This is a genomic window from Rhodococcus sp. NPDC047139, assembly GCF_040643435.1.
Taxonomy (GTDB): domain Bacteria; phylum Actinomycetota; class Actinomycetes; order Mycobacteriales; family Mycobacteriaceae; genus Rhodococcus.
Window position 1 is genome coordinate 59,668 of the sequence record NZ_JBEYUH010000016.1, and the last position, 25,745, is coordinate 85,412.

Genomic DNA, 25,745 nt, shown 5'->3' on the forward strand with positions numbered 1-25,745 from the left:
AACGAACTACGCAAAATTCCCACGAGCACAGGAGCCACGCCTTGACGCCCAAGATCGCCATCATCGGAGCAGGTCCCAGCGGACTCGCGCAGCTGCGCGCTTTCGAAGCAGCCCGAAGGGCCGGTCTGGAGCAGATCCCCGAGATCGTCTGCTACGAGAAGCAGCCCGACTGGGGTGGAATGTGGAACTACACCTGGCGTACAGGGCTCGACGAGAACAGTGAACCCGTCCACGGGAGCATGTACCGCTATCTGTGGTCCAACGGCCCGAAAGAATGCCTGGAATTCGCCGACTACTCGTTCGAGGAGCACTTCGGACGCCCTATCCCGTCGTACCCGCCGCGGGCGGTCCTGCTCGACTACATCATCGGCCGGGTCGAGAAGAGCGACGTGCGCAAGTACATCCGCTTCGGCACCGCGGTGCGATGGGTCGAGTGGTCGGACGACACGCAGAAGTTCACGGTGACGGTGATGGACCACAACCGCGGCGTCCTCGAATCCGACGAGTTCGACTACGTCGTCGTCGCGACGGGTCACTTCTCCACCCCGAACGTTCCCCACTTCGAGGGCCTCGACCACTTCCCCGGACGCGTGCTTCACGCCCACGACTTCCGTGACGCACGCGAATTCACCGGTAAGCGACTGCTTCTCGTCGGCAGCAGTTACTCGGCAGAAGACATCGGAACGCAGTGCATCAAGTACGGCGCCGAGCAGGTCACATTCAGCTACCGCACCGCACCGATGGGCCACGACTGGCCCGGGCAGTTCTCCGAGGTGCCACTGCTCACGCACGTCGACGGCAAGATCGCCCATTTCGAGGACGGCAGCACGCGTGAGATCGACGCCATCGTGCTGTGCACGGGGTACCGGCACCACTACCCGTTTCTGCCCGACGAACTCACATTGCGCACGAACAACCGGCTCTACCCGCGGGACATCTACAAGGGCATCTTCTTCCAGCGGAATCCGAAGCTGATGTACCTCGGCGCCCAGGATCAGTACTTCACGTTCAACATGTTCGACGCCCAGGCCTGGTACGCACGCGATTTCATGCTCGGCCGGGTCACCCTGCCCGACTTCGACGCCAGGGAGGAGGACATCGATCTCTGGCGGGCCCGGGAGGAGAAGCTGTCCTCGCCGATCAAGGAGATCGATTTCCAGGCCGCCTACATCCGAGATCTCATCGATCGCACCGACTACCCGGAATTCCACGTCGAACGCCAAGGCGAGGTGTTCAAGCAGTGGAAGAAGGACAAGAAGAACGACATCATGGGGTACCGCAACAAGAGCTACACCTCGACGTTGACGGGTACCCTCGCTCCGGCGCTGCCTGCCCCCTGGATGGAGATCCTCGACGACTCCCCCGAGTCCTTCCTGCGTCACGACTTCGCCGCTGCCTCCGACCCACGGGACGCCACCGGCGACGGCCGGACGCTCGATCGGGAGCGCGTCCGGGCCTCACGGTTCCCCGCCCGGCCGGCTGCGTCCCACATCGCCGCCGCCAAGGCCTGATGTCGCGTTTCGTCACCCGCTCGCGACGCCGCACCTCGTGAGTGCGGGCCGGATGGCTAGTCTGTCTGTCGTGCAGGACAAACTCGTATGGATCGACTGTGAGATGACGGGGCTGCGTCTCGGCAGCGACAAATTGATCGAGATCGCGGCGCTGGTCACCGACAGTGATCTCAACGTGCTCGGTGAGGGCGTGGACATCGTCATCCACGCGGATGACGACGCCCTCGCCGGCATGCCGGAAGTCGTGCAGCAGATGCACGAACGATCCGGGCTGACCGAGGAGGTGCGCCGCTCCACCGTCAGCCTCGCCGAGGCGGAGAAGCAGGTCCTCACATACATCCGCGAGCACGTCCCCGAGGCCGGCACGGCCCCGCTGGCGGGCAATTCCATCGCGACCGACCGCGCGTTCATCACTCGCGACATGCCCGAACTCGACAACTACCTGCACTACCGCATGGTGGACGTCAGCTCGATCAAGGAGCTGTGCCGACGCTGGTATCCGCGAATCTACTTCGGGCAACCGGAGAAGGGCCTGTCGCACCGGGCACTCGCGGACATCAAGGAGTCGATCCGGGAGCTGCGTTATTACCGACGCACGGCTTTCGTGGCTCCGCCCGGTCCCACGCCGAACGAGCTCAGCGCGGTCGTCAAGGACTTGGGGTCGGCCTGACCAGCCGATTCGTCTTTTTCGTGATCGTCAGGCTAGTATCTGTACCGCAGGCGCAAGCGACCGAAGGTTGCCGGCGAATGCGATGGTGAGTGTAGTTCAGTTGGTAGAGCACCAGGTTGTGATCCTGGCTGTCGCGGGTTCGAGTCCCGTCACTCACCCCGAAGGAATGCCCCTGACCAGTAGAAGTACTGGCCAGGGGCATTCTTCGTTCCACGCCATGCCCGCGTGAGGACGTCCTGTTGCCGGAAGCTTTTGGCCCCGTAGCGTTCGGGTATGCAAGACGAGACAGCACAGAGCATGCGGACCTCGGCGATCGTCGCAGTTCTCTCGGGACCGGTGGCCGCCGGAGTGACGGCTTCGGTGTGGCAGTTTCCGGTCGTCATGGTGGGTAACACCGGAGGAACACTCGGCGCTGTGTTCGGAGCAATCTTCTCGATGTTCGTATTCATGACGATCTTCTCGTTCCTCGGCGGAGCTGTTGCTGTCGCTCTGGTCGGGGCCGGGGCGGGTTACCTGGTGCGAGGACGATCCGTGAAGGCGCACGCCCTCGCCGGCCTCGCAGGGGGCGCCCTGGCAGCGCTGGTCGTGGCCGTCGCGGGCGCCTTTCTCGGCGCCGACGCGATATCGACGGATTGACGACGAACAGACTCCTGCAGCACAGGCCCTCGAGCGGATTTCCGAGCGGCGCTTTCTCGTTCCCGGTCCGCTACTCGAACCGGCGCATCACGAAGGCCGTCGCGTCCGCCATCGAGTGTCGCATCGTGGTGAGGTGTCCGGCCGTGTAGACCCGGTAGTCGACATCCACCCCCGCGGCCTTCATGTCCGCCGCCAGCGCAGCAGACAACGGAATCGGCACCATCGCGTCGTCCACGCCGTGCGCGAGGAATACCGGCCGGTCGTATCCGGTCGCCGGGACGGCGAGATAGTCCGAGAGCAGGGCGGGCATGGGGTCGGCGGCCAACGGGCGCGCGAGCAGTTCCCCGACCGCGACCTCCCGCACCGACTCGTCGAGGTCGACGTAGCACATCCCTTCGGCCCGATCGACGACTTCCCGGCCGACCGGCGTCAGATAACCCTCGACGTCGACCTCGGGGTAGGCATCGCGGAGCCCCGCGAAGATGTACGCGCTGAAACTCACCAGGCCCTGCAGACCGGGATCGGGAAAACCCGGCACGCCGATCAGGAATGCCCGCTCGAGGTTCGCCGGTGCGCCCGTCGCAACAGTTCCGCGGAAATCCAGTTCGGGTGCCCGCGAGGTCGCGATCGCGCCGGTGTGCAGCGCGGCATGTCCCCCCTGCGACTGTCCGATCACCATCCACCGCTCCGACAGCGGTGCTCCGGTGGCTCGGGCGGCACGGACGATGTCGACGACACTGTTCGCAGCGCTGGGTCCGTCGAGATATCGATGAAGCCCCTCCGAGCCGAGCCCCGGATAGTCCGCGGACACGACTGCGTAACCGGAATCGAGCCAGTGCCGCAGGTAGGTCCGTTCCAGATCCGAACGCGCAGTGCGGGTCGTAAGTGCGCAGTCGTCCCCCAGACCGGTCGTTCCGTGCGCCCATGCGAGGACGGGCCAGCCTCCCTCGGGCGCTTCACCGGAGGGAAGGAAAAGTGCGCCGGTGGCGACGGTGGGCTCTCCCGACCGCCACGCGGTGCGATATTCGAGCTTCGTGGCGGCAACCGCCCCCGGCACCGACAACTCGTCGGGCAGTGGCTGCTGCGAGACGATCGCTCCAGGAAGCTCCGCACCCGTCGACTCGGCAGGCGCGGCCACGCCCCCGGCAGGTAACAGTGCCGCGAACAGTACGGCGCCGCAGCACGACAGACTCGACCACCGCGCACGAGCGGACACTGCACCCCCTCTACGGGTCACGCCGAAGCGTTGCCGGCCTTCCACGTCGACCACGGAATGTTCCAGTCGCCGAGTCCGTCCGTGCCGGAGAGAGTGCCGCCGACGGTGTTCCGGACCACGACGATGTCGCCGCGCTTGGTGTTGTCGAAGATCCACTTGGCGTTGGCCGGACTCAGGTTCAGGCAACCGTGGCTGACGTTGCGGACCCCTTGGTCGCCGAGCGACCAGGGCGCGGAGTGGAAGAAGATGCCGCTGTAGGACATGCGCACCGCCCAGTCCACCGGGGTGCGGTAACCCTCGGCGGAATCGGCCGGAACGCCGTAGGTCGACGAGTCCATGATCAGGTTCTCGAACCGGTCGCCGATGATGTAGACGCCGTTGGGAGTGGGGGTGTCGTCCTTGCCGAAGGAGGTCGGCATCGTGATCACGTCGGCGCCGTTGCGGTTGACGGTGACCTGCTTGGTCACGTCGTCCGCCGTGATGATCACCGCATCGCCGACGGTGAAGGACGAACGGACGTCGGACTGACCGAACAGGCCGTCGCCGAGATCCTTGCCGTAGACGTTCACATCGACGGTTACCGCGGTGCCGGGGGCCCAGTAGTTCTCCGGCCGCCACCGCACCTCGCGGTTGTTGACCCAGAAGAATGCGCCTTCGACCGGCGGGGTGGTCGTGATGGCGATGGCCGCCTCGGCCGCGAGACGATCCGGGATGTCCTCGTCGAACTGCACCGCGATGGGCTGGCCGATACCGACCACCGATCCCTCGCTGGGCAGCACATAGGGCTGGGTGAGATTCGCCGGCGACGAGGTGGTGAACGATGCCACCGAAGTGCTCGCACCGCCCAGCCCGTACGCAACGGTCTCGAGCGTGTAGGAGCGGTTGTAACCGAGCGGCTGAGTGTTCACCCACGTGCTTCCGTCAGGGGCGAGTTCGCCTTCCACCGGCTTCCCGTCGGGATTGAGCAAGGTCACCGAGTCGAGCTTGCCGTTGAGGACCGAGACCGTGACGGGGTCGATCGGCGAGAAACCGACGGTGTCGTCGGCCACACTCGACGTCACCGAGGGCTTGATCAGGGCGGCCACAGGGTTCGAGTCGATTGGAACCTCCTCGGCCCCCGTACCCGACTCGCCTGCGCATCCGGTGACGAACGCCACAAGGCCGACGACGGCCATCCCGAGCGTCCCCCGGACGCGGCGGCTCCGGCGGTTCGTCGCACTCACTTCCGTCACTCTCACTCTCCGATCACGCCTCCCCCGAAGGCATCGAAAACGCACGTCACAACGCAGAACATAATGATGCCAGTCGCTCCTGCAACAGACGCGACACAATTCCCCCGTAGACCCATAACGTTCGAATGACAATCGCGCCGACGCCCCGCAACGTTACGGCCGAACAGCAAGGAAATCACGCTGACCAGGCGATTTGGCGCGTCGCGAGACGATGTGTAATGTTCTCCTCGTCGCCGGGACAACGGCCCGGAGACAAAACGCCAAGCGCCATTAGCTCAATTGGCAGAGCAGCTGACTCTTAATCAGCGGGTTCGGGGTTCGAGTCCCTGATGGCGCACAACACGAAGGCCGGATACCGGAAACGGTATCCGGCCTTCGTTGTTCGTGACCCTCGGCCGTGCTTACCCGGCCGCCCCTGAAACGGGCAAGGCACCCGCGCCGAGTTCGGCGGGGTGCCCTGTGAAAGCAGTAGGCCCGGAGATCAGCGCAGGACTCTGCGCAGCACCAGCAACCCGACCACTGCGCCGGCCGCGATCATCGCGTACCTCTTCACCTGCGGCTGGTTCACCTTCGCGACGATGGTCTGCTTCGTGCTCGCCACCAGATTCTTCGGGTTGGCTCGGACGCTCAGTTCGTCGAGTGTGCTCGCGAGCTGGTTACGGGCCTTCTCGATCTCCCGCTCGATGTCCTCGGTATCCCTACCCACGTGTCCTCCAGAAGGTCGCTGCAGTGTGCTGCGACCACGGTAATGGACGCACGCCGGGAATGGCTGCACGGTCTACTACTGTCGCCATCATGACGGAGAACAGCAGACTCGCCCCCGGCGATCCCGCCCCCGACTTCACGCTTCCGGACGCCGACGGCAACGACGTCTCGTTGTCGGACTATCGCGGCCGCAAGGTCATCGTGTACTTCTACCCGGCTGCGAGCACCCCGGGCTGCACGAAGCAGGCCTGCGACTTCCGTGACAGTCTGGCGGAACTGAACGAGGCAAGCCTCGACGTGATCGGAATCTCCCCCGACAAGCCCGCGAAGCTCGCGAAGTTCCGAGACTCCGAACAGCTCACCTTCCCGCTGTTGTCGGATCCGGACAAGAGTGTCCTCGAGGCATGGGGAGCCTTCGGCGAGAAGAAGATGTACGGCAAGACCGTCACCGGAGTCATCCGCTCGACCTTCCTCGTCGATGAGGACGGAAAGATCGAGGTCGCGCAGTACAACGTCCGCGCGACCGGGCACGTGGCGAAGCTGCGTCGCGACCTGTCGGTCTGACCGGAGCGCTATCGCGGCGCGAGCGAGATCAGCAACAGCGCTTCCGCCACGGCGAGATTCTCGATTTCGGTCGGGTCGACGCTCTCGTTGGGTGCGTGGATGACGCAGCGCGGTTCCTCGACGCCGATGAGGGCGATCTCGGCTCGCGGCACGGCACGGTGCAGTGCCGTGCACAGCGGGATCGAGCCGCCCTGCCCGGCGGTACCGACCTCTCGGCCGTAGGCGGCCTCGAGGGCGGCGCGCAGCGCGGCGTAGCCGGGGCCGTCGGTCGACGCGCGGAAGGGTTCGCCGAGCACATCGCGTTCGATGCGCAGGTGCGCTCCCCACGGCACATGCGCCTCGAGGTGCGCTACGAGTGCGTCCTGTGCGGTGCGTGCATCGACCCCGGGCGGCACGCGCAGGTTCAGCCGCGCAGCCGCCCGGGGCACGACGGCCGCCGCCGATCCGACGACGGGCGGAGCATCGATCCCGAGCACGGTGAGCGCGGGCCGTGCCCACACGGCGTCTGCCACACTGCCGGAGGTCGGCAGCGAGACCCCGTCGAGGACACCGGCGTCGGCGCGGAAGCGGTCCTCGGGGTACGGCACGCCGTCCCATCGGGCGGTGCAGTCGAGTCCGTCGACAACCGTGTTGCCGTGCTCGTCACGCAATGTGCCCAGCAGGTGTACGAGCGCGGCGAGCGCATCCGGGGCCGCTCCCCCGTACATTCCGGAGTGGACTTCACCCTTCAACGTCTCGACGTGGACGTCGACGTTCGCGATCCCCCGCAGCGTCGTAGTGAGGGTGGGCTGCCCGACTGCGGCGTTGCCACTGTCGCCGATGACGATGAGATCGGCGTCGAACAACTCGGGACGCTCTGCCACCAGATGGTCGAGTCCCGCGCCGCCCATCTCTTCCGACCCCTCGATCACGATGCGAACCCCGACGGGTAGCGGCCCGTCCTCGCGGAGGGCTCGGAGCGCGAGCAGGTGCATGACGACGTTGCCCTTGCAGTCGGCGGCGCCGCGTCCGTACCAGCGGCCGTCGCGTTCGGTGAGGGTGAAGGGCGGACTGTGCCAGAGCGATTCGTCACCCGGCGGTTGGACGTCGTAGTGGCTGTAGAACAGAACGGTGGGGGCACCTGCCGGCGCCGGGGTGTGCCCCAGCACGGCAAGTGAGCCGTCCGAGGTCTCGATCGTCTCGACATTCTCGATTCCTGCCGCGGCGAAGGCATCTCGCACCCAGTTCGCAGCACCGACACATTCCTCGGCCGGGAACTGCCGTGGATCCGCGACGGAGCGGAAGGCCACGAGGCGAGCGAGTTCGTCCCGAGCTGCCGGCATCGCCGCCCGGATCCACTCCCGGATGTCGTGTGTTCGGGCCGTGCCTGTCGATGTCATGTTCTGTCCTCCGCACGTCGGATGAGTACGTCGTTCCGGCCGGCAGTCGCCCAGACCGAATCGGAAGTCCCGTTCGTGCCACACGGCCGCATCGTCGAGGTCGGTCTCGTCGACGCGGAGCCCGCTGCACGATGTATGACACTCGGACTCACAGCAAGTATTCGGCAATGACATGCCGTGCGGCTAGCCTGGGGCCGTGGAGTCTGCAACGAACGGCCGCCGCGCCCCGCGCCGGATCGATCCGGCGCTCGAGGTTCAGGCCGAGCCCCAGGAGCTCGTGCCGCGTCGGCGGCCCACCCAGGAGCGGAGTCGCCGCAAGTTCGACGCCCTGCTGTCCGCCTCACGTGAATTGCTCACCGAGGTCGGCTTCGAATCGTTCACCTGCGAGGAGGTCGCGTCCCGCGCGGACGTCCCGATCGGCACGCTGTACCAGTTCTTCGCCAACAAGTACGTGATCGTGTGCGAGCTCAACCGCCAGGATCTCGTCGGGGTCCAGGAGGAACTCGCCAAGTTCAACGGCCGGATCCCGTCCGTCGACTGGTTGCGTTTCCTCAACAGTTTCGTCGATCATCTCGCGGGACTGTGGACCACCGATCCATCGCGGCGCGAGGTGTGGCTGGCGATGCAGTCCACCCCGTCGACCCGTGCGACCGGCGCCATCCACGAACGCGAGTTCGCCGAGCAGGTCGCACGGATGCTCGCGCCCCTGACGCCGGACACCCCGCGTCCGCGTCGCAAGCTCATGGCCGAGGTGCTCGTCCACATCGTGTACTCGATGCTGAACTTCTCCGTTCAGGACGACCAGACGCACGCGGACGCGGTGGTCGAACTCAAACGCATCATGGTCGCGTATCTGCAGGTCGCCGAACAGGATTCCCGCGCCCAGGCCAAGCGGCGCAAACGGCTCGAGGAATCCGAACGTAAGCGCGCAGAGCAGGAGACGGATCAGGCCGAGGAAGCTCCCGCTCCCTCGGCCTGATATCCGGTTCCTGTACTAGCAGCCGCCGACTTCGTCGAGCACGACGAATGCGCCGGCCATGTCACCGTCATGGGTCAGCGACACGTGGATTCGCATCCCGGTGAGTTGCTCCGCGACCTGCCGGTGCAACCGGATGCTCGGACGCCCCCATGCATCGGAGACCACCTCGATCTGCTGATGGATGGTCTCCTCGAGCACCGGAGGGCTCCCGAACAGCGAGGCCGACCACGCCTTGATCACCGCTTCCTTCGCTGCCCACCGGGCCGCGAAGTGACGGGCAGGATCGGAGCTGCGGGTATTCGCATCGCGACGCTCCCCGGGTGTGAAGTTCGACAGCATCGTCGTTCCCGTACGACTCAGCTGCTCGGCGAACTCCGGCACCGACACGAGGTCGAACCCGACTCCCGCAACTCCCATCCGCTACTGCTACCTCTCCCGTCGCTTCGCTCGTGCCCCGGCCGTGCTACTTGCAGCCGGGCAGACCCGAGCGGTACACCTCGTCGTCACCGAGGCGTGCCTGCGGCGAGAGCAGCACGTCGGCCTCGAGCTGTCGCGACGCCTGCGCCGGCAGACTGTCGCCGCCGAGACGGCGATCCGCAGGCCGCTGGTAGAGCGATGCCCCACCGGTCATCGCGTTCGCCAGGCGACGCTTGCCGGCAACGGAGCGCTCGGCAGCCTTGGCCAGATATGCCTCCCGACGGTCGGCCGGGATCGCCGCGACGAACGCCTGGGGATGGACCACCGCGATCAGGCCCGATACGTGCCCGAACCCGAGGCTCGTGAGCAGACCTGCCTTGAGCGGGAACTGCTCGCCGAAACGGATCGGCGTGCGCGGCCACACCAGATGCTCGAACTCCGCCATCTTCTCGTCGACACAGTCGAGGCTGCGATTCGGCGGCACCACACCCTGTGCGAGGACCTGGCACAGTCCGATCAGCTGGAAGGCGGCAGCGCCACCCTTGGCGTGACCGGTCAGCGACTTCTGCGAGATCACGAACAGCGGATTGCCCTCGCTGCGACCGAGGGCGCCGGCGAGACGTTCGTGCAGCTCCGCCTCGTTCGGGTCGTTCGCTGCGGTCGACGTGTCGTGCTTGGAGATCACGGCGATGTCGTCTGCGGCGACGCCGAGCTTGCGCAGCTCCTTCGCCATACCCGACTCGCGTCCACCGCGACCCGCACCGAGCGCACCGATGCCGGGCGCCGGAATCGAGGTGTGCACGCCGTCGGCGAAGGATCCGGCCCAGGCGACGACACCGAGGACGGGCAGGCCCATCTCCAGTGCGACCTCGCCGCGGGCGAGCAGAACCGTACCGCCACCGGCCGATTCGACGAATCCACCGCGACGACGGTCGTTGGCGCGGGAGAACCGGCGATCGCTGATGCCTTTGGCCTGCATGTCCTCCGACTTGGCGGTCGCGGACATGTCACCGAAGCCGACGATGCCTTCGATGCCGAGATCGTCGAAGCCGCCGGCCACGACCAGATCGGCCTTGCCGAGCTTGATCTTGTCCACGCCCTCCTCGACGGAGACCGCAGCCGTGGCACACGCCGCGACCGGGTGCACCATCGCACCGTAACCGCCGACGTAGGACTGGACGACGTGCGCGGCGATGACGTTCGGCAGGGCCTCCTGCAGGATGTCGTTCGCCCGGGCCTCGCCCAGCAGCGTGTCGATGTAGAGCGACCGCATCGAGGTCATGCCGCCCATACCCGTGCCCTGCGTGTTGGCGACCATCGACGGGTGCACCCAGCGCAGCAGCTCGGACGGGGTGAAGCCGCCGGTCAGGAAAGCGTCCACTGTGGTGACGATGTTCCACAGACCCACCCGGTCCACCGAGTCCGCCATGTCGGCCGGTATGCCCCACTTCGTGACGTCGAAGCCGGTCGGGATCTGGCCACCGACCGAGCGGGTCAGCTTCATCTTGCGCGGCACGCGAATCTCGGTGCCGGCCTTGCGGGTGACCGTCCAGTCGCCCGACTCGGCGTCGATCGAGGCGACCGTGTTCTCCGGATCGGAGTCGACGAACGCCCGGGCCTCGGCCTCCGAGCCGACGACGAAGGACAGATCCTTGTCGAGGAATACCGAGGTCAGCAGCGGCGCAGCGTTGTCGACCATCGCACCGTCGTCGGCGTAGCGGCGGATACCGCAACGCTCGACCACCGCGTCGTGGTAACGGTCGGCGATCTCCGCCTCGGGCACCAGCTCACCGGTCTCGGTGTCGTAGAAGCCCGGTTTCGGATCGTTCTCCCAGCCGATCAGGCCCGTGACCCACGCCAGTTCGAGCACACCCGCCGCCGACAGTTCCTCGTCGACCTCCATCTCGAAACGGGTGCGAGCCGAACCGTAGGGGCCGAGCTCCCCGGCACCGACGATGACGACGGTGTCCGCGAGGTCGGCGGTGACCGTGCCCCACTCGGGCGTCGGCAGCGACTCGGCGCGCGGAGGCTCGGGCAGCGCCGCGATGGTCGCGGTGTCGTCCTCGCTCTCCTCGACGGCGTCGTCCGCCTCCTGCGCCTGCTTCGCGAGCGCCGGCAGATCGACGTCCACCTCGGACAGGCCACCGGTCAGGTCGGCGACGAGCGGTGCGTCCGCAGCGAGGCGCTCGGCTTCCGGTCCGACCAGCTTCAGCAGCTCGTCGGCCATCTCGTCCGTCGACCACGTGCGCACACCGGCCGCTTCGACCGCCTCGACGAGCGGGTCGTTGCCGCCCATCAGTCCGGTGCCGCGCACCCAGCCGATGAGGGCATGGGCGAGAGTGACGCGCTCGGCCCAGGTGCGCTCGGCGCTCCACCGGTTGATGATCGCATCGAGTGCGGCCTTGGCCTCACCGTAGGCACCGTCGCCACCGAACTTGCCGCGGTTCGGCGAACCGGGCAGCACGACGTGCAGGTGGGTGTCGACGTCGCGGTCGTACCCGATCTTCGACAGTCCGGCGATCAGCCGCTCGACCGACCACAGCAGTACCCGCATCTCCATCTCGGCGCGCGCACCGGCGTCTGCGAGCGATCCCGCCACGCGGGGCGCGGCGAACGGGAAGAGCAGCGTCGGGGTGAGCGCGTCCTTGATGAGCTTCTTCGCGCCACCGGCTACCTCGACGGTCTCGGTGCCGATCCACTCGATCAGAGCATCGACATCGCTGTAGGACGCCATGTTCGCGGGAACCACCCACAGGGCCGCACCGGCGCGAGCGTTGCGTGCGTACAGCTCCTTGTAGAAGCCCAGGCGGCTGTCGTTCAGCGAGGATGTGGTGACGACGACCGTCGCACCGCCGGCGAGCAACTTCGCGGCGACGGCTGCGCCGATACCGCCCTTGCTGGCGCCGGTGACCACGGCGACCTCGTCCGCGTACTCGGCACCCTCGGTGACGACGGCGTTCTCGGCGATCGCGGCGTAGGTCTGTGCGAGCTCCGTACGACCGGCCTCGGTGGCCTTGCGGCCCCAGAACTCGGCGTGCGCAGCCACGGTGCGGCCGGCACCGGTGAAGCGCTCGACCTCGAGCTGCTCACCGAGCCAGACGCGGGCCAGGTCCTCACGGGCGGTGGCCCAGCGGTCGTCGATCAGGACGGCCTTGCGCTCGTCGAAGGCAGGTGCGACCAGGCGCGGCCAGTCGGAGCCGAGCTCCGCGGAGACCAGGTCGACAAGTTCGTCGTCGGCCTTGTCGGCCAGGCCCGAGACCTGCTCGGTGTGGCCGAGTTGCTCGAGCACGAGGCGTGCGGCACTCGCGAGCACGCCCTCGCGGCCGGTGATCTGCTCGGCGAACTCGCCGAGGGCAGCGGCGTCGACCGTCGCTCCCCCGCCGCCACCGGCGGACGGCATCGACACGGCGATGCCGCGACGCGAGGCCACCGACTGCACGGCGGCGTCGATCAGCTTGTCGACCGAAGCGGCATCTGCCAAGGCACCGTCGCTCAGGCCGCCCAGGTCGCCACCGCGGACGGACGAGCCGTCGCGGCTACCGAGAGCAGCTTCGGCGGTCACGTGCGACGCCCAGCCCTCGCCCAGGCCCCACACCTTGGTGACGCGGTCGGCGATGTAGGCGGGACGTTTGCCCGACGGGCCGAAGACCTTCCGCAGGTGATCGTTGATCGAGTCCGTCAGCACCGGGCCGAACGGGCGATAGGTGCGAGCGAGACGGTCGACCGTGCCGGCGAGGGCACCCATGTCGGCGTCGGCGGCACCGTCGATCGCACCGAGCGAGAGCTCGGAGCCGAGGTCGACGAGCAACTGGTTGCGGCGCGAGGACACGCCGTCGCACAGCGCCTCGATCGTGTCGGCGGGGCCGATCTGATCCGGGCGCAGCTTCGTCCACAGGGCGATGAGCACCTTGGTGGCGTCGGCGGCCTTGAACGCGATGTCGTCCGGGGTGGGCCCACCGGCCGGCGCGGCGGGAGCCGCGGCGGGTACCGGGGCCGCAGCAGCGGCGGGAGCAGCCTCGGCTGCCGGTGCGGCCGGCTCGTCGTCCTCGATCGGAGCGGGATCGGTGTCGGTCGAGTACACGATCGACGCCTCGCGCTCGATGTTGAGCACCTCGACGGGCTGACCGAAACGGCCGGGCAGCTTCAGCGTCTGCGACGCGAGGTTCGCGACGGTGGGCGCACCACCGAGGCCGACCTCGACGAACCGCTCGACACCGAGACCACCGTCGGCCTCGTCGGCGAACAGCAGGTCCTGCGTCTCGATCCAGCGCACCGGCGACGCGAACTGCCAGGCCAGGAGCTCGGCGAGCACCACGCGGGTGAGCTGGACCGGCTCGGCCGACCAGTTGTCGAAGTCCGCGAGGACGTCGGCGAGCGGCTGCGACGGCACCAGGTCGGCGATCTCCTGGATGAACTCGCGGCCCAGGTTGAACGGCTTGGGCACGAGGTTCGGGATATACCGGCCGATGAGGATGTTCGGGTCGATCTCCTGCGGCAGCAGGGCGAGCAGACGCTCACGGAAATCGTCGACACCGCCGCGCAACACGGTCGAGTGGAACGGCACGTCGATGCCCGGGACGAGGATGAATGCGCGCTTGCCACCGAACTCGGCAACCTTGCGCTCGATCACGGACTCGAGCGCTTCGAGGCCTGCGACCGTACCGGCGATCGCGTACTGCGATCCGCGCAGGTTGAGGTTGACGATCTCCAGGAACTCCCCGGTCTCCTCGGCGACACCGGCGACGAAGGCCTGCAGGTCCGCATCGTCGATACCGAACTGGGACGGCCGGATCGCGGCCATGCGGTAGTTCGAGCGGCCGTGCTCGTCGCGCGGCACCAGAGCATGCATTGCGGAACCGCGCTGGAAGACGACCTCGAGGACGGCTTCGAGCGGCAGCACCCCGGCGACCGCGGCAAGAGCGTTGTACTCACCGACCGAGTGACCGGCCAGGAAGGCGTCCTCGACGAACGCGCCGGACTCCTTCAGCTCGGCGATCTGCGCGACACCGAGGGTCGCCATCGCGACCTGCGTGAACTGCGTCAGGTGCAGCACACCGTCGGGATGCTTGTGGGTCACTCCGCGGGCCTTGAGCACCGTCGGGTTGTCGCGGACCACGGCGAGGATCGAGAAGCCCAGGGCCTCGCGGGTGTGCTTGTCGGCCCGCTCCCAGATCTCACGGGCGGCCTTCGAGCGGGCGCGGGCGTCGAGCCCCATGCCGGGGCGCTGGATGCCCTGGCCCGGGAAGGCATAGACCGTCTTCGGCGCGGCGATGCGGCCGGTCGCGACCATCACCAGGTCGCCATCGACGCGGCAGCCCACCTCGACGATCTCGGCACCACCGTCGGTGGCGATGCGATCGACCCGCACGTCGATCTTCGCACCCGGGCGGACCATGCCGAGGAAGCGTGCCGTCCAGGAGGTCAGACGGCGGACCGGCAGCGTCGCGTCCTGCTCTACCGCGGTGACGACCTGCTGGGCCGCAGCCGACAGCCACATACCGTGGACGATCGGCGTCCCCAGTCCTGCGAGCAGCGCGGCATTGCCGGAGGTATGGATCGGGTTGTGATCGCCCGAGACCCTCGCGAACGCGCTCATGTCGGTCGGGGCGACAATCACGGCGTCCCGGCGACGGCGGCGTGGCGTGTCGGTGACGGCATCGCTCAGTGCACCACCGGCGCGGACCGGATCGGCGAGTTCGGCAGTGCCTGTGCGGCCACGGATCGCGAAGCGCTCGGCGAGCGTCGCCACGACCCGGTCGCCCGAGCCGTCACCGCTGTCCGCGGTGATGACCACCTCGACCTCGACGACGCGACCCAGATCGGTATCGGACACGCCGGTGACCTCTGCCTTCACACCCAGGAAGGCCGGATCGGTGGGCAGACCGTTCTTGACGTCGATCGCGTGGTCCAGGTGGACCAGGTCGAGCATGCCCTCGATGACGGAGAGACCGGTGCCGGTGCGGGCGGCACCCAGCGACGCGAAGACGGCCGGCCAGCACGCCCCCACGAGTACATCGGGCACACCGTTACCGCTCGGCGTCAGGTTCTGCGGCAGACCCGAACCGGTGACACCGGCATGATCGGCGATCTTCTCCGGCAGCCAGCCCAGGGTGATGCGGGCAGCGCCGCGCTTCACCTCCGGCAACTCCTGACCGGCAGCGACTCCGAGGAGAGCCGACATCGATGCCTCCGCGTCGGCTTCGGTGACGACGGGCGCGCCGCCCGAGGCGACCGAGGCGGGCACGGTCAGTCGGATCTCGACTGCCCTGTCGCGCACCAGCGGCACACGCAGACCCACGTGCTCGTCGTCGAGGATCGTCAGGGTCGCACCCGTCGGGGCGTGCGAGGCAGCGGTCTCGGACTCGACGGTCCACTCGTCCAGATCGCCGAGGCGGTGGATCGGGTTGCGGGTGTGGCGACCGGCCCACGACACGTCGGGCGAGGACAGCACTGCATCCAGCAATCCCGGAGCGATGTCGCGATGACGGCGAGCAGCGAGCTTCACCGGCTCTGCGCCCTCGGCGACGAGTTCGTCGGCGGTCGCCTTCTCGAAGCGGTCGAGGAGTTCACCGACCGGCTCGTCCACACGAGTGATACCGGCGACCGCGACGGTGCCGGGGATCACGCAGACCTGGTCTGCGGAGTAGCGCGCATCGTGGGCCTGCCACAGCGAATCCGAACGCCACCAGCGGCGTACGTCCTGATCGACCACCGGAACGAAGTTGACGGGCTTGCCGGGAGTGCGGCAGAGCGACACGAAGAACGGCACGTCGGCCGGGTGCAGCACGACCTCGCCCGCGTCGGGGTACTGGGCCGTGAGGGCCTTGACCGCGGCGTACGGGCGTTCGAGTACCGCGTCGTCGTCGAAGAGGGTGGGGATCGGACCCCGGCAGACGGGATGAAGACGCGCCTCGGCACGCTGCAGCATGTCGCGGAAACGTTCCCGCCACGAGACATCCAGCCACGGGCTGGTGTGTGCCTCTGCCAGGATGTCGCCGAGGTCGCTGCCGCAGTCGAACTCTGCTGCCTTGTCTGGGCCGACCGCCAACTCGAGATAGCGCGAGAGCCACTGCAGGTAGGTCATGGAGTCGAGGTCGCCGAAGTACGGCTTCGCCGTTCCGTTCAGTGCCTCGATGATCTCGTCGCGGCGGGCGGCGACGGCGTCGGCGTCACCGGCGACCTCGTCGAGCAGGCGGCCCGTGCGCGAAGCGGCGTTGTCGATCTCGTGGATGTCGGCGCCGAGCTGGCTGCGGCCCGAGGCCATCCCGCCGGTCGCGGTGCCGGCGGCGACCCAGTCGGGGGTGCCGGGGGTGTCGACGAGAAGCTGCTTGACCTCGGGCGCGGTCGTGGCCTCGAGAGTCGCCATCGCCGCAGTGCCGACGAGGATGCCGTCGAGCGGCATGGCCGGGAAACCGTAGACGGTGGACCAACGACCCGTCAGGTACTCGGCCGCCTTCTCGGGCGTGCCGATGCCACCGCCGACGCACAGCACCAGGTTCGGGCGCGTACGCAGCTCGGCGTAGGTGTCGAGGAGTAGATCGTCGAGGTCCTCCCACGAGTGGTGCCCACCGGCGCGGCCACCTTCGATGTGGGCGATGACCGGGTAGTCGGGAACCTCGTTCGCGATGCGGATCACCGAACGGATCTGCGCGACCGTTCCCGGCTTGAACACAACGTGCTCGATGCCGGCTTCCCGCAGGTCGGAGATGATCTGCACGGCCTCATCGAGTTCCGGGATACCGGCGGTGACGACGACACCGTCGAAGGGCGCTCCGGCCGCGCGGGCCTTGGGCACCAGGCGCTTGCCGCCCACGTGCAGTTTCCACAGGTACGGATCGAGAAACATCGAATTGAACTGGACCGCACGACCGGGCTCGAGCAGCTCAGTCAGCTCTGCGACGTGATCGGTGAAGATCTGTTCGGTGACCTGGCCGCCGCCGGCGAGTTCGGCCCAGTGCCCTGCGTTGGCGGCCGCGGCGACGATCTTCGGATCGACGGTCGTCGGGGTCATGCCGGCGAGCAGGATCGGTGAGCGGCCGGTCAGTCGGGTGAAGGCCGTCTCCACTGCGATGCGACCGTCGGGCAGCGCGACCGGCTTCGGTGCGAACTCCGACCAGGCGCGCGGAACCTCGGGTTCGGCGCCCGGGGTGAGCAGGTTGCGCTGTCCGCCGCGGGTCGCGGCAGCGATGATGCCGACGCCCTGGCCGCGCAGGCCCGAACTCGTCATGCGAGTGAGGAGCTCGCCCGGACCGAGATCGAGAATCCACGAGGCACCGGATGCGACGGCGCCGTCGACCTGTTCGACCCAGTCGATCGGAGCGACGAGGATCGCGTCGGCGAGGGAGCGGGCGAGAGCGGTGTCGAGTTCGCACCGCGCAGCCCAGTCGGCAACCTGCTCGACCGCGTCGGCGAAAGCGGGGTGATGGAAGCCGACCTCGGCGGCGACGGGCTCGAAGGTCGGGGCGAAGACCGCACCGCCACGCTTCTTCGCTTCACGCTCGCGGGTCTCCGCAGCCGAGATCTGCTCGCAGCGCTGCTGCACGCGCTCGAGTGCGGCGGGCGGGCCGGACAGCACGACGCGTCGGCGACCGTTCCGGATCGCGACCACGGCGCTGCGCTCAGGATCCTGGCCGTCGAACACCTCGGCCACGACGGCACGCAGTCGCTCGGGGTCGACGTTGGCGACGGCGAGCATCGGATACCTGCCCGCCCCGGAGATCAGACCGCGGCGACGGCCGATCAGGGTCGCTGCGGCGCCGATGAGCTGAGCGATCGCCAGGATCTCGGCGTCCTTGCGACCGGCAGCGGCCACGGATTCGACGGCGAGGACGCCCTGCGAGTGGCCGATGACCGCGCTCGGTGCGACGGAGTCGATGTCGAGGCCCTGGTTCGCGAGCGCGCGCAGGGCAGCGACCTGGGTGAGGAAGACGCCGGGCAGCGACACGGCGGCGGAGGTGAGGGCAGCTTCGGACGGGCCGGCGGGCGCGTCGTCCTCGTCGGCGAGTTCGTTCTCGAGGATCCAGGCGACGGGGTCGAAGCCCGTCGGCCGGACGACGACGAGGTCACCCGCGACCGGGGCCAAGCGGTTGGCGGCACGGTTGACCAGATCGGTGAGAACCGGTTCGAGTCCGTTGTCGCGGCTGAGCTCCTCGAGCGAGGTGAGCCAGGGAGCGCCCTGACCGCCGAACGCGAGTGCGTAGGGCTCCCCCGCGAGAAGCTTGTCGATCAGCGCACGTGCCGGAGCGGCTGCCGTGGACCGATCAGTGGTGCGTCGTGATGCCTTCGAGTTCCGTCCGTTGTCGCCTGGTGTGGTCTCGTCGATCGTCACGCGTGTGGTTCCTCTCCTGAACACCCCGGCGTCGAGGCGTCGATGGTTCAGCGCTGCGCGCGCCGGTGTGCTGCTGGACTAGTGGTCCGCTGTTCGGGCACGCCCAGGTTCGCACAAAATCATGAGGGGTTCCTCATGTTTTGTTTCGCGGAGTTTGCCCGACACCCTCCTCAACAGTGATTTCACTCACAGAACTGCGCGAAAGTGACTGGGCGGTAACCTCGATCAGCCCTGGCTGCGCCGATGCGTGGACGTCCATGAACCCGAGGAAAACCTCACGTTTTTCGTTATCGAATCGTTACCTATTGACGTGAGGTGCGATCGCGTGCATTCGGCGGCCGCGCGGGGCCGGAGGATCGGGACAACCTCTCGCCCGAATCGAATGCGCATTCGACATGGGGGTAGGGAGGATTCCGGACGTTCGTGACGTATTGTGGCCGTGACGCGCGAGTGGCGTAATTCGGCAGCCGCGCCAGGTTTAGGTCCTGGTGTCCTTACGGACGTGGGGGTTCGAGTCCCCCCTCGCGCACCATCGTGACATCACCCACGGTGCACCGACCGTCTTGGCAGGTCGGTGCACCGCTCGGGTACCGTCGAGAGCGTGTCCGAGCATCGCCCTCCCCGCCGGCTGGCCCTGATCGTCCTGGTTCTGGTGGCCGCGACCGGATGCCTCGGCCTCGGCTACTGGCAATGGACGGCGTTCGAAGCAGTCGGCGGCACTTACCAGAACCTCGGCTACGCCCTCCAGTGGCCCGCCTTCGCCTTCTTCTGCGTCTACGCCTATCGGCGCTTCGTCCGCCTCGAAGCCGAGGAACAGGAAGCGGAGGGTACGAGCGCACGGCGCGCGTCCGAATCGGACGAGCCCACCGAGATTCCCGAGGAACTTCTGCCCACCCGTCCCCGCACGCTCGGCGAAGCCCGGGCCGAGGAAGCAGGCGATCCCGAGGCGCAGCAGATCAACGAGTACAACGAATACCTCGCGCAACTCGCGCGCAGGTCCGATAGGAGCGCTCAGTGAGCACGACCCCCGAGCAGGCGTCCGGCCAGGCCACCACTCCGCGCATCGTCAGTGATGCCGATCGGAAGAAGATCCGGTCGGCCCTGCTGCGCTACCGCGTGCTCGCGTACGCGACAGGTATCTGGCTGCTGATCCTCACCGGCGAGATGGTCGCCAAGTACATCATCGGCATCGAGAACGTGCCTGCCTGGATCGCGATCGTCCACGGATGGGTGTACGCGATCTACCTGGTGCTCACCTTCGATCTGTCGATCAAGGTGCGCTGGCCCATCGCCCGGACGGTGTGGACGCTTCTCGCGGGCACCATTCCGTTCCTGTCGTTCTTCGTCGAACACAAGCGCACCCAGCAGGTCAAGGCAGACTTCGGCGTCTGAACCCCGAAGACGAATCGGGCGGATCCTCGGAAGGATCCGCCCGATTCGTCTGTGCTGCCTGTGAACTCAGCGCCCCGGCAACCTCACCACCTGAACGAAGAACTCGTCGATCTGACGCACCGCACGGATGAACTGATCGAGGTCGACCGGCTTCGTCACATACGCATTGGCGTGCAACTTGTAGCTGCGCAGGATGTCCTCCTCCGCAGCCGAAGTGGTGAGGACCACCACGGGAATGTCGGTGAGCTCGTCGTCGGACTTCACCTGCTCGAGGACCTGTCGTCCGTCGTACTTGGGCAGATTCAGATCGAGCAGGATCAGGTCGGGCCGGGGGGCATCCTTGTGCTGCCCCCGCCTGTACAGAAAGTCGAGTGCTTCCTCGCCATCACGCACCACATGCAGGGTGTTGCCGATCTTGTTGTCCTCGAACGCTTCTCGCGTCATCAATTCGTCGCCGGGGTCGTCCTCCACGAGGAGTACGTCGATCGGCCGCCCGGAAACGCTCATGCAAATGCCCCTTTCAGAGCGACTTCGGTGGCAGACATGTCGTCGCCTGCCTTCGGAATCGTAAAACAGAACCGGCTGCCCTCTGTGTACTCGAGGTCGAGCCAGATCTCCCCACCGTGATACTCGACGATCTTTCGGCAGATCGCCAGACCGATGCCGGTACCGGTATAGACGTCCCGCCCGTGCAGGCGCTGGAAGATCACGAACACCTTGTCCGCGAACTCCTCGGCGATACCGATACCGTTGTCCTGCACGGAGAACAGCCAGGACGAATCCTCCCCTTCACCGAATTCCTCGCACTCGACGCGGATCTCCACATCCCGATCCTCGCGCCGGAACTTGATCGCGTTCCCGATCAGGTTCTGCCACAGCATGATCATCAACGTGGGATCTCCCACGATCGTCGGCAGAGAATCGGGACGAACGATCTTCGCGCCGGAATCCTCCACGGCATGAGAGATGTTCGTCAGCGCCGCGTCGAGCGTCACGTCGAGATCGGTGCGGACGTGCGCATCGCTGACGCGTCCGACCCGCGAGAACGTAAGCAGGTCGTTGATGAGCACCTGCATGCGTTTCGCGCCGTCCACCGCGAAGGCGATGTACTGGGTGCCACGCTCGTCCAGCTTGTCGCCGTAGCGCTTTTCGAGAAGCTGGCAGAAGGAGGCCACCTTTCGGAGCGGCTCCTGCAAGTCGTGGGATGCAACATAGGCGAACTGCTCGAGTTCGGAATTCGAGCGTCGCAGCTCCGTCGCCTGGCTCTCCAGCTGCTCTTCACGATCGTGTGCGACCTGTAGTTCGCGCACGATTCGTGCCCGCATGTCCTCGACATCCTGCGCGAGGGCACGAATGTCCGCAGGGCCCTGCGGTTCGATCTCACGCTCGAAATTCTCGCCGGCGACGACATTGCGCGACGCCTGCCGCAGACGCTGGAGCGGCCGCACGACGATCAGCTGAAGCAGAGCAGCCAGGCCCACGGACGTGAGAAGGAAGACCACCACCATGCCGGCGAAGATCCGATCGCGGGCGATCCTGGTGTCCTCGAGGATTGCGACGCCGGCTTCCCTGGCCTGCGCGAGATTGGCATTCTGAATCGCGAACGCGTCGCGGAGCCGATCGAAGGCCACACGGCCCGATTGGACCGCGGTCGGGTCCACGAACTGAGGCTGTCCCGGAGTCACAGCACCGACGAGCGGCTCGGCGTACACCCGTCGCCATTCCCCCGCATGCTCTTCGATCGACTCGAGATCGGCAAGCAACTGCTCGTCGTCCCCGATCAACGCCCGCAGCTCCGCAGCGGCCGCGGCTTCGTCCTGCCGCCCCTGCTGGTACGGGCCGAGGAATTCCGGGTCCGCAGCCAGGATGTATCCCCGTGCGCCGGTCTCCTGGTTCAGGAGCGCACCCTGGAGCCGGTAGGCCTCCGCCCTCGCGGGCTGGATGCGGTCGCGCACGTAGTTGGAGACCTCGGTGGTTTCGCGCAGATAGTGGCTGCCGACGACCGTGCCGAGCACCACCAGCAACCCCATCACGCTCAGTACGGCCAGGAACCACCCTTGGACGGTCATGCCCCGAGTCGACGAGCCGCGCGCGTCGCTCGTATCCGCCGTTGCGTCGCTCTTCGTCATGCGGTGGTGATCACTTCCTGTTCCATTGCACGTGGACGACTGCCACGTCGTCGGACAACCCGCCCCTACTGTCCGCGAGCTTCTCGGCACCGTCGATGAGCGCATCGACGAAAGCTGCGGCCGACAGCTCCGCGTGTTCGCGCGCGAGTTCGAGGAGTCCGTCTTCGCCGAGCCGTTCGGGTCCCGGACCGCAATGGCCTTCGAAAAGGCCGTCGGTGAAGAGCACGACCGCGCCGCCTTCGGGCAGTTCGACTTCGTGAACGGGCCAGGTGGCCGATCCCGGCACGAGACCGAGGGCGGGGCCGCCGGGGGCTTCGACCCATTCGACGCTACCGGCGTGGCGGAGCAGCAGGCCGGGATGTCCGGCCCTCATGACCTCCACGGCACGCCGGTGGGGAGGCATGGTCAGGTTGGTCACGGATGCAAAGAACCTGTTCTCGGTTCGCTCGGCGACGAGCAGTTCTTCGAGTCGTTGCAGGCGCCTCGGACCGGTCACCCCGGTGAGCACGAGCGTGCGCCACGCGATGCGCAGGCCCACCCCGAGCGCCGCTTCGTCAGGGCCGTGGCCGGAAACGTCGCCGATGAGGACGTTCACCGTGCCGTCCTCGGTCTGCACCACATCGTAGAAGTCGCCGCCGAGCAGCGCGGACGACCGCCCCGGTCGGTACCGGGTGACGACGTCGAAGTCCTGCCCCTTGTGCAGCAAGGGCGACGGAAGCAGTCCACGCTCGAGACGAGCATTCTCCTGCGCGTGAAGCCGGCTCGCCTGGAGTTCCGCGGCGGCGATCTCGGCATGCTTTCGCTGGATGGCATAGCGGACGGCACGACCGAACAGGTCCGGTTCGACGCGTCCCTTGACCAGATAGTCCTGCGCCCCGACCGACAGGGCAGCAAGACCGGTCTGCTCCTCGGCGAGACCGGTGAGGACGACGATGGGTACCGAGTCGGTGACTTCCTGGATACGGGCGACCGCCTCGAGGCCGCTCGCATCGGGCAGATGGAGATCCAGAAGCACGCAATCGGGAGCCGATGTGGCCAATTCGCCGAGCGCGTGCGTGAGTGTCTGCACCCACACGACCTTCATCTCGGGTGCGCTGTCGACGACGAGTTCCTCGACGATCAGCGCGTCACCGGGGTCGTCCTCGATGAGGAGCAACGATGGCGGCTCGGCCGACTCGGCCTGTACCCGGTGCACGTCCACTCGGTCTGCCCTTCCATCCTGGTCCAAGAAACTCTACAGAGCGCGCACCACCACGGTCGCGCGGGTCACTGCGACGACGGAGAGACCGATATGTGCATCTTTCGGCACGATCTTGCATGATGACAAGGTGAACGATCCACTGACCGCGCATCCACATATGACCCTGTCGACGGCACGTCAAGGCTCCGTAGCGGTGCTGTCCGTGAACGGTGAAGTCGACATGACGAGCGCTCCGCTGCTCGAGAAGGAAGCCCTCGGGCTCCTCGACACCGACGTCACCGGGATGGTCATCGACCTCAGCGGTGTTGATTTTCTCGCCTCGATGGGTATCGCTCTGTTGGTCGAGTTGTCCAAGCGTGCTGCCGGCTCCGTCGGTTTCGCCGTCGTCGCACACGGAAGTGCAACGGCCCGCCCGCTCGAACTACTCGGCCTCGGAGAGGTTCTGGCGATCCATCCGAAACTCGACGACGCGCTCGTCGGTCTCGGCGGCGCGCCTGAGGGCGTCTCCGAATAGGCCGCCGTATCCGACGAACCGAGGAGCCATGTCGTCTGCGCCTGAGGAGTCAGCAGCGTACTTCCCCGACGGGATCCGATCGTCGGGTGTTCGAGCCGACCCGACCGAGATTGCAGGCCTGCGGGTTGTCATGAGGCGATGGCTGGCGAAGCTTCCCCTGAGCGAGGACCGGCGGCAGGACATCCTGCTCGCGAGTTACGAAGCGCTCGCCAATGCTGTCGAGCATGCATACGCGCCCGGAGATACGCATGGGACGCTCGACTTCGAGGCGATATTCCAGCCTCACGAGAGTGAGGTGCTCGTGCGCGTCACCGATCACGGGGCGTGGCACGAGGCGGTGAAGAGCGACGCCCGGCGTTCACGCGGTCACGGGCTGACGTTGATTCGCAATCTGGCCAGCGACGTCCACGTCTCGGCCGGTCCCACGGGGACCGTCATCGAGATGCGGTGGGTGCTCGACGAGATGGACAAGACCGAAGACGGCGAACTGTCGTCGCACGACGCGAGCTGATCTGCGCGGTAGGCGCGTGTCGCCGTTCCCTGAGTGACGAAACGGCTGTGGGAGGAGCATCGATGCTCCTCCCACAGCCGTTTCGTCACACCTCGAGCGCGCCGACCCCTGGTCTCACGCTGCCGAACCGAAGTGCCAGTTCGCGTCGTGCCGCACGGTCGCCGAGATGCTCGAGCAGCCGGCGTCCGGGAGCAGATCTGTTCACAACCTTCGACTTGACGACGTTCTTCGTGATCACCGGGACGACCGCCCAGGGCAGAGTCACCGGCAGTCCGAGATCGTGAAGCCCCTGTTCACCGAGAAAGAAGCGCAGCATGCTCAGCAACCGGCGTCGCTCGTAAGCACCTCGAAGCCGGGCAAGCCGTCCGTAATCGAGGGTGCGTTGTCCGTCCACGAGTGCACGGGACAACGCCGCACCCGCGGGCGTGACATCGTCCTGGACGAGCACCACGTGATAGTTGAAGCGGTGTTGTTCGCGCTCGGAATCGAACAGCCATTCCTCGTCCACGCCCATGAGCCAGCCGACGTACTTCCACAGATGCATCACGGCGCGTGCTTCGTCGCGGCTCACGACGTAGCCGAGGGCACGAACACCGAGGAGCAGCGTGCCGTTGAACAAGCCCAGGGTGGCAGCCTGATCGGTCTGGTTGATCGGCAGACCCCAGCGCTCGACGTCCCACCGGCCGTTGTTCTCGAATCGGTGGTTGACGAGCGCGTGCATCGCGCGCACGTGCACGGTGAGTTTGAATCCGTCCCCGTTCCGGCGCATACCACCCGGCTCGCCGACAGCGGTGCCCCACTTCTGGGTCTCTCCGAGCCTGCGCATCGCGGTGGTCCCGGTAAGACCGCCGGTCTCGACGAGCAGGTCGGGTGGGCCACCGAACCGATAGCCGCCTATGAGCGACAACTGGAGCAGCACGTCGTTCCGGGTACGGCCCATGCGCCGGAACGCGCGAGCGCCCTTCTCCAAGAGATCCCAATCCACCCAGTCGGGGACGGTCTCGACGACGGCGAAGTACTCGCGCAGTGCGTCCGGCGCCTCGGCTACCGAGTCGATGCCGTGTTCGAGCGCCCGATGGAACTGTTTCATGGTGACGCGTTCCGGATCGTCACGATCACGACGCATGGCGCGTACCAGCGCGGCCCCCACTTCGTCGCGGGCGAACATCCTGCGGCCGATGCGGTCCAGCAGTTCCTGATCCACTTCGTGGATCCGGGCGAACCGCTTCAGCGGTTTCCCGATGCGCTCGTTACGAGGCCGATTGCCCTCGTACCGAGTGGGATACGGGCGTGTGCTCTCACCCCGTACCAACTCCTGTGTCACCATGCAGCGATGCTGACACGAGCGGTAACTCGCGTTC

19 protein-coding genes and 3 tRNA genes are annotated in these 25,745 nt (G+C 67.0%); 12 read left to right on the forward strand and 10 right to left on the reverse strand.

The window, feature by feature from the left end; translation table 11 throughout:
* Positions 1-41: 41 nt before the first annotated feature.
* From ABZ789_RS18625 to ABZ789_RS18640, 4 genes are all read left to right on the forward strand, one after another.
* Positions 42-1,511, forward strand: coding sequence for an NAD(P)/FAD-dependent oxidoreductase (locus ABZ789_RS18625; RefSeq protein WP_358426690.1), 1,470 nt, complete (start codon positions 42-44; stop codon positions 1,509-1,511).
* Between the two features lie 70 nt (positions 1,512-1,581).
* Entirely contained in the window at positions 1,582-2,181 is a 600-nt protein-coding gene (gene orn / locus ABZ789_RS18630) for an oligoribonuclease (protein ID WP_358426693.1), read from the forward strand.
* 85 nt (positions 2,182-2,266) lie between these two features.
* Positions 2,267-2,339, forward strand: a tRNA-His gene (locus ABZ789_RS18635).
* A 115-nt stretch (positions 2,340-2,454) separates the two neighbouring features.
* Positions 2,455-2,817, forward strand: a complete 363-nt coding sequence (locus ABZ789_RS18640) for a hypothetical protein (RefSeq protein WP_358426696.1) — start codon at positions 2,455-2,457, stop codon at positions 2,815-2,817.
* A 70-nt stretch (positions 2,818-2,887) separates the two neighbouring features.
* Here the strand turns inward: ABZ789_RS18640 and ABZ789_RS18645 are convergent, their stop codons facing one another.
* On the reverse strand, positions 2,888-3,973 hold the full coding sequence (locus ABZ789_RS18645) for a lipase family protein (RefSeq protein ID WP_358426813.1): 1,086 nt from the start codon (positions 3,971-3,973) through the stop codon (positions 2,888-2,890).
* A gap of 77 nt (positions 3,974-4,050) precedes the next feature.
* The gene (locus tag ABZ789_RS18650) at positions 4,051-5,208 is read right to left on the reverse strand and encodes an Ig-like domain-containing protein (protein ID WP_358426816.1); all 1,158 of its coding nucleotides are present in this window, start codon (positions 5,206-5,208) and stop codon (positions 4,051-4,053) included.
* Between the two features lie 321 nt (positions 5,209-5,529).
* On the opposite strand from ABZ789_RS18650, the gene ABZ789_RS18655 reads away from it, so the two are divergent.
* A tRNA-Lys gene (locus ABZ789_RS18655) sits at positions 5,530-5,602 on the forward strand.
* A gap of 144 nt (positions 5,603-5,746) precedes the next feature.
* Here the strand turns inward: ABZ789_RS18655 and ABZ789_RS18660 are convergent.
* On the reverse strand, positions 5,747-5,971 hold the full coding sequence (locus ABZ789_RS18660; protein WP_358426699.1) for a DUF3618 domain-containing protein: 225 nt from the start codon (positions 5,969-5,971) through the stop codon (positions 5,747-5,749).
* 89 nt (positions 5,972-6,060) lie between these two features.
* Here ABZ789_RS18660 and bcp point away from each other — a divergent pair, with 89 nt between their 5' ends.
* The gene (gene bcp, locus ABZ789_RS18665) at positions 6,061-6,534 is read left to right on the forward strand and encodes a thioredoxin-dependent thiol peroxidase (RefSeq protein ID WP_358426702.1); all 474 of its coding nucleotides are present in this window, start codon (positions 6,061-6,063) and stop codon (positions 6,532-6,534) included.
* Positions 6,535-6,542: 8 nt separating this feature from the next.
* Here the strand turns inward: bcp and ABZ789_RS18670 are convergent, their stop codons facing one another.
* Positions 6,543-7,913 (reverse strand): dipeptidase, encoded by a 1,371-nt coding sequence (locus ABZ789_RS18670; RefSeq protein WP_358426705.1) that lies wholly within the window; start codon positions 7,911-7,913, stop codon positions 6,543-6,545.
* Between the two features lie 196 nt (positions 7,914-8,109).
* Between ABZ789_RS18670 and ABZ789_RS18675 the strand changes: the two genes are divergently transcribed.
* A complete protein-coding gene (locus tag ABZ789_RS18675) occupies positions 8,110-8,892 on the forward strand; it encodes a TetR/AcrR family transcriptional regulator (protein ID WP_358426708.1) in 783 nt (260 codons plus the stop codon).
* Between the two features lie 15 nt (positions 8,893-8,907).
* Here ABZ789_RS18675 and ABZ789_RS18680 read toward each other — a convergent pair whose 3' ends face one another.
* A complete protein-coding gene (locus tag ABZ789_RS18680) occupies positions 8,908-9,309 on the reverse strand; it encodes a holo-ACP synthase (protein WP_358426710.1) in 402 nt (133 codons plus the stop codon).
* 46 nt (positions 9,310-9,355) lie between these two features.
* Positions 9,356-18,637 carry a fatty acid synthase subunit beta domain-containing protein gene (locus tag ABZ789_RS18685; RefSeq protein ID WP_358426713.1) on the reverse strand — a complete coding sequence of 3,094 codons (9,282 nt, stop codon included), beginning with the start codon at positions 18,635-18,637 and terminating at the stop codon, positions 9,356-9,358.
* 444 nt (positions 18,638-19,081) lie between these two features.
* On the opposite strand from ABZ789_RS18685, the gene ABZ789_RS18690 reads away from it, so the two are divergent.
* The 3 genes from ABZ789_RS18690 (at position 19,082) to ABZ789_RS18700 (ending at position 20,029) form a co-directional block, all read left to right on the forward strand.
* A tRNA-Leu gene (locus ABZ789_RS18690) sits at positions 19,082-19,169 on the forward strand.
* A 69-nt stretch (positions 19,170-19,238) separates the two neighbouring features.
* Positions 19,239-19,655 (forward strand): transcriptional regulator, encoded by a 417-nt coding sequence (locus tag ABZ789_RS18695; protein WP_358426716.1) that lies wholly within the window; start codon positions 19,239-19,241, stop codon positions 19,653-19,655.
* Entirely contained in the window at positions 19,652-20,029 is a 378-nt protein-coding gene (locus ABZ789_RS18700; protein WP_358426719.1) for a DUF3817 domain-containing protein, read from the forward strand. The genes ABZ789_RS18695 and ABZ789_RS18700 overlap by 4 nt, the downstream gene beginning before the upstream one ends.
* Before the next feature lie 66 nt (positions 20,030-20,095).
* Here the strand turns inward: ABZ789_RS18700 and ABZ789_RS18705 are convergent, their stop codons facing one another.
* From ABZ789_RS18705 to ABZ789_RS18715, 3 genes are all read right to left on the reverse strand, one after another.
* Positions 20,096-20,536 (reverse strand): response regulator, encoded by a 441-nt coding sequence (locus ABZ789_RS18705; RefSeq protein WP_358426722.1) that lies wholly within the window; start codon positions 20,534-20,536, stop codon positions 20,096-20,098.
* Complete coding sequence (locus ABZ789_RS18710) at positions 20,533-22,098, reverse strand: CHASE3 domain-containing protein (protein ID WP_358426819.1); 1,566 nt, start codon at positions 22,096-22,098, stop codon at positions 20,533-20,535. Before ABZ789_RS18710 ends, ABZ789_RS18705 begins: the two co-directional genes overlap by 4 nt.
* 70 nt (positions 22,099-22,168) lie before the next feature.
* Complete coding sequence (locus tag ABZ789_RS18715) at positions 22,169-23,359, reverse strand: fused response regulator/phosphatase (RefSeq protein ID WP_358426725.1); 1,191 nt, start codon at positions 23,357-23,359, stop codon at positions 22,169-22,171.
* Between the two features lie 127 nt (positions 23,360-23,486).
* Between ABZ789_RS18715 and ABZ789_RS18720 the strand changes: the two genes are divergently transcribed.
* Entirely contained in the window at positions 23,487-23,873 is a 387-nt protein-coding gene (locus tag ABZ789_RS18720) for an STAS domain-containing protein (protein ID WP_358426728.1), read from the forward strand.
* Between the two features lie 28 nt (positions 23,874-23,901).
* The gene (locus tag ABZ789_RS18725) at positions 23,902-24,384 is read left to right on the forward strand and encodes an ATP-binding protein (protein ID WP_358426731.1); all 483 of its coding nucleotides are present in this window, start codon (positions 23,902-23,904) and stop codon (positions 24,382-24,384) included.
* A gap of 85 nt (positions 24,385-24,469) precedes the next feature.
* On the opposite strand, the gene ABZ789_RS18730 is transcribed toward ABZ789_RS18725, so the two are convergent.
* Positions 24,470-25,711 (reverse strand): oxygenase MpaB family protein, encoded by a 1,242-nt coding sequence (locus ABZ789_RS18730; RefSeq protein ID WP_358426734.1) that lies wholly within the window; start codon positions 25,709-25,711, stop codon positions 24,470-24,472.
* Between the last annotated feature and the right edge of the window lie 34 nt (positions 25,712-25,745).